Below are 4,226 nucleotides of genomic sequence, written 5' to 3'. Positions count from 1 at the left end.
CTTTAATATTATTATTTATTATATTTAAGTTGTTGACAGATATGGTTTTTTATTTTATAATTAATGAGATAGAGTATTTTTAAAGAAAGTAGGCTTGTAATAAAAAATGTCAGTTAAAATTCGTTTACAACGTTTTGGTGCTCATAAAAAACCTTTTTATCGTGTAGTTGCTATAACTTCCAAAAATAAAAGAGATGGCGAATTTTTAGAGATTTTAGGAACTTATGAACCATTCAAAAATTTAATTAATTTAGATGTTGAGAAAATTGATAAATGGCGTTCAGTCGGTGGAGAACCTACAAAAACTGTTCAAAATTTATTGAAAAAATACAAAAAAAATAATAAACAAGCGTAAAATCAATATTTTTCCTAACCTAAAATATAATATTTTAGGTTAATTGTTGATGTAAGTTGGTAAAAAGGCTTTTATAAATATGAAATTTGATATTATTACTATTTTTCCTTCTTTTTTTAATAGTTTTTTAAATAATTCTATTATTAAAAGGGCTCAAATTAAAGAACAAATTGAGTTTGAAATTCACGATTTAAGAAAATATAGCAATAATAAACACAATCAAATAGATGATATTCCTTACAGTGGAGATGTAGGGATGTTGTTGAAATTTCCTCCTTTTTACGACGTTCTTCAACAGATCAAAACTTATTCTAAAAGTAGAGTAATTTTATTATCTCCTCAAGGGAATGTATTGACTCAACAAAAAGCTGTTGAATATATCCAAAATTTTTCTCATTTAGTTATTTTATGTGGTAATTATGAAGGTGTAGATGCTAGAGTTTTAGATTATGTGGATGAAGAAATTTCCATTGGCGACTACGTCTTAACTGGCGGCGAAATAGCGGCTACAGTTTTTATAGACGTTATTGCGAGATTAGTTCCTGATGTCATTAAAAAGGAATCTTATTTAAATGACTCTCATCAAAATGGTTTATTGAAATATCCTCAATACACTAAACCGCAAACTTATCAAAACAAATCAGTTCCTGATATACTTTTATCAGGTTATCATGAAAACATTGCTCAATGGCGCGAAAAAGAAAGTTTAAGAAACACTTTTTTAAAAAGGCCGGATTTATTAGAAAAAATCACTTTAAACGAGAAACAAAAGCAATTATTAGAAGAAATTAAAAAAGAAACTAAAAATCAAAAAATCAATAAAAAAGATTGAGACGATGATTCATTTTATAAAGGAAATTAGAAAATCATGAATTTAAAAGGACAAGAATTATTAAATTCAATTAACAAAAACAATTTAAAAATTGTTCCTGATTTCAAACCAGGTGATACTGTAAAAGTTTACATTAAAATTGAAGAAGGTAACAAAAAAAGAATTCAAATATTTGAAGGGTTAGTTGTTAAACGTCAAGGCAGTAATATTTCTGAAAACATTACTGTAAGAAAAGTTTATTCTGGCGTAGGAGTAGAAAGAATTTTCCCAATTCATTCACCTTTATATGAAAAAATAGAAGTAACTCATCGCGGGATCGTAAGACGTTCTAAACTTTATTACATCAGAAAACTTTCAGCTAAAGCTGCTAGAATTAAAGAAAGAAAATAATTTTTTTCATTTTAAGAAATAATTTAATAAAAAAGATTTTGAATCATGAAAAAACGAGATTAAAATAATCTCGTTTTTTTAAGTTATATAAGAAATGTATTTTTTTGTAAAATCATTTTTAAAGGAGTTAATAATGCTTTTATTTCAAGAACTAAAATGGCGCAATTTAATAAAAGATTGTAGCGATGAGAAAAGATTAGAAGAGATGTTAAATAACGAATCTATTAATTTTTATTGCGGTTTCGATCCTACTGGGAATTCTTTAACTGTAGGTCATTTGGTGCAAATTACAACTATTTTATTATTACAACAAAAAGGTCATATTCCGTTTATTTTAATTGGGCAAGCGACTGGTTTAATCGGTGATCCTAAAGAAACTGAAGAAAGAAATTTAATTTCTAAAGAAACGATTTATCATAATGTAGAGCAAATTCAAAAACAATTAACTAACATTTTATCCCCTCATAAAGCGGAATTTGTTAATAATTATGATTGGATTTCTCAAATAGATCTTATCACCTTCTTTAGGACTTACGGTAAATTATTCAACGTTAATTATATGATCGCTAAAGACACAGTAGCTAAAAGGTTGAAAACAGGAATTTCTTATTCGGAATTTTCTTATATGATTTTACAAGCTTTAGATTTTCATCAATTATATAAAAATAAACAAATTAAACTACAAATGGGCGGTTCTGATCAATGGGGCAATATTACCAGCGGTTTAGAATTAATTCGTAAATTAGAAAAAAACCCCCTAGAGGAAAAACCAGTCGGTATGAGCATCCCTTTATTGTTAAATAGTCAAGGAGTTAAATTTGGCAAAAGTGAAAAAAATACTTTATGGTTAGACCAAAAATTAACGAGTCCTTATCAAATTTACCAATATTTCTTAAATACGGCTGATAATGATGTAGTTAATTATTTAAAAACTTTAACTTTGTTAAAACCAACTTTTATTATGGCATTAGAAGAAGAGGTTCAACAAAATCCACAACAAAGAAAAGCTCAAAAAGAATTAGCTAAAAGTATTGTTACTTTTTTATACGGAGAAGAGGTTTTTAAAGAATGTTTTCGAGTTAACGAGATTTTATTCTCTAACAAACATGTTTTTCAAAAAGAAGATTTTATGTTATTGCAAAAAAACTTAGTAACTGTGCAAACTAATACTGATCTACCTTTAGCGGACGCTTTGGCGCAAACCCAACTCACTGCTTCTAAAAACGAAGCTAAAAAAATCATTTCTTCAGGATCAGTAAAAATTTTTAAAAATCCTGTTAAACAAGTAGATTATCTTTTAAGTTCTAAAGATGTTTTATATAATAAATACGTTTTATTAATTAAAAAAAATAAATTTACAGCTTTAATAGTGTTTAATTAAAAAATAGTCTTTTAATTTATTGGAAAAGAAAGAGTTCTTTTGGTGATGTCTAAACAAGAATTTTATCGTCAATTAATCTTAAAACATTATAAAAATCCCGCTAATATAGGGTTAGAAAAAAATAACCCTCATGCCTACCTATCTCAACAGAAAAACGTTTCTTGTGGCGATGAAATAACTCTTCAAGTGACTTTGGACAAGGATAAGATTATTAATATTAGATACGAATTACAAGGTTGTTCTATTTTAGTAGTTTCCGCTTCGCTCATGTCTATTCATTTGAAAAATACCACTTTAGAAGAAAGTATTGAACAAATCAATCATTTCCTTAATTTATTAGAAAATAAACCTTTTGATAACAAAGTTTTAAAAGAAGAATTACATATTTTAGAACATGTGACCCATTTTCCTGGCAAATTTAAATGCGCCAGTATGCCTTGGACTTTATTGTTAAAAATAATTCAAGAAAGGCAAAACACTCTTCTTGCTCCGAAGTAATTTGATTGATTAAAAAAAATATATCTAAGAAAGAAAATAAACGTGATTTTATCTAAAAAAAATCCTAAATTTAAAAAATTAAAAAAATTAGCTTTAAAAAAATATCGTGATTTATACCAAGAATTTTTAGTTTTTGGTGAGCATTTAGTTGAAGAAGCTTTAAAAAGCGGGGTTGTTTTAGAACTTTATACCACTAATACCGACCAACACGAAGGCGTTCTGATGGAAGATTACTTAATGAGAGAATTAAATAAAAATAAAGTTTTATATTCGCAAGTAGCAGTTTGTCAAATGAAAAAAAACGTTTTGCAAAGTGATAAAATTTTAGTTTTAGATGATGTTCAAGACCCTGGCAACGTTGGTACATTATTAAGAAGCGCTAGTGCTTTCGGTTTTAAACATGTTTTTTTCAGCGATAAAAGCGTTGACTTTTATAATGAAAAAGTGATCGCCGCTACCCAAGGAGCTTTGTTTAATTTATTCTTAGAAAGAGGCGATACCGTCTCTTTTTTAAACAATTTAAAAAAAGATAACACTTATATTTTCAGTTCTTCTGTTAACGAAAAAACTATTGATTTGAAAGAATTAAACCAAGAATTTTTACAAAATAAAAAAAGAGCTTTAGTGGTAGGGCATGAAGGGTCTGGTATTTCTCAAGAAGTCAAAGACTTTTCATCTTATTTTATTAATATTGACACTTCTTCAGTAGAAAGTTTAAATGTTAATGTTGCTGGCAGTATTTTAATGTATTTATTAAAATAAAATTTCTA

General features: G+C 27.1%; 6 protein-coding genes. All 6 read left to right on the top strand.

Annotated features, from left to right (window positions below):
- The first annotated feature begins 106 nt into the window (after positions 1-106).
- The 6 genes from rpsP to RI76_RS00225 all read left to right on the top strand — a co-directional run bounded on the left by rpsP (position 107) and on the right by RI76_RS00225 (position 4,218).
- The gene (rpsP, locus tag RI76_RS00250; RefSeq protein WP_017192114.1) at positions 107-355 is read left to right on the top strand and encodes a 30S ribosomal protein S16; all 249 of its coding nucleotides are present in this window, start codon (positions 107-109) and stop codon (positions 353-355) included.
- 79 nt (positions 356-434) lie between these two features.
- On the top strand, positions 435-1,187 hold the full coding sequence (trmD, locus tag RI76_RS00245) for a tRNA (guanosine(37)-N1)-methyltransferase TrmD (RefSeq protein ID WP_017192113.1): 753 nt from the start codon (positions 435-437) through the stop codon (positions 1,185-1,187).
- A gap of 36 nt (positions 1,188-1,223) precedes the next feature.
- On the top strand, positions 1,224-1,577 hold the full coding sequence (gene rplS / locus RI76_RS00240; RefSeq protein WP_017192112.1) for a 50S ribosomal protein L19: 354 nt from the start codon (positions 1,224-1,226) through the stop codon (positions 1,575-1,577).
- Between the two features lie 133 nt (positions 1,578-1,710).
- Positions 1,711-2,958 (top strand): tyrosine--tRNA ligase, encoded by a 1,248-nt coding sequence (tyrS, locus tag RI76_RS00235; RefSeq protein ID WP_017192111.1) that lies wholly within the window; start codon positions 1,711-1,713, stop codon positions 2,956-2,958.
- Between the two features lie 45 nt (positions 2,959-3,003).
- The gene (sufU, locus tag RI76_RS00230) at positions 3,004-3,456 is read left to right on the top strand and encodes a Fe-S cluster assembly sulfur transfer protein SufU (protein WP_017192110.1); all 453 of its coding nucleotides are present in this window, start codon (positions 3,004-3,006) and stop codon (positions 3,454-3,456) included.
- A gap of 42 nt (positions 3,457-3,498) precedes the next feature.
- Positions 3,499-4,218, top strand: coding sequence for an RNA methyltransferase (locus tag RI76_RS00225; RefSeq protein ID WP_017192109.1), 720 nt, complete (start codon positions 3,499-3,501; stop codon positions 4,216-4,218).
- The last annotated feature ends 8 nt before the right edge of the window (positions 4,219-4,226 follow it).

The organism is Milkweed yellows phytoplasma str. MW1 (genome assembly GCF_000309485.1).
Lineage (GTDB): Bacteria > Bacillota_I > Bacilli_A > Acholeplasmatales > Acholeplasmataceae > Phytoplasma.
The sequence above is the reverse complement of the archived record's forward strand: the minus strand, read 5'-3'. Positions and strand labels throughout refer to the sequence as shown.

What these genes read in the sequence shown, in the direction of transcription:
- rpsP (WP_017192114.1), top strand. Translation starts at nt 107, where the DNA reads ATGTCAGTTAAAATTCGTTTACAACGTTTTGGTGCTCATAAAAAACCT.
- tyrS (WP_017192111.1), top strand. Translation starts at nt 1,711, where the DNA reads ATGCTTTTATTTCAAGAACTAAAATGGCGCAATTTAATAAAAGATTGT.
- rplS (WP_017192112.1), top strand. Translation starts at nt 1,224, where the DNA reads ATGAATTTAAAAGGACAAGAATTATTAAATTCAATTAACAAAAACAAT.
- sufU (WP_017192110.1), top strand. Translation starts at nt 3,004, where the DNA reads ATGTCTAAACAAGAATTTTATCGTCAATTAATCTTAAAACATTATAAA.
- trmD (WP_017192113.1), top strand. Translation starts at nt 435, where the DNA reads ATGAAATTTGATATTATTACTATTTTTCCTTCTTTTTTTAATAGTTTT.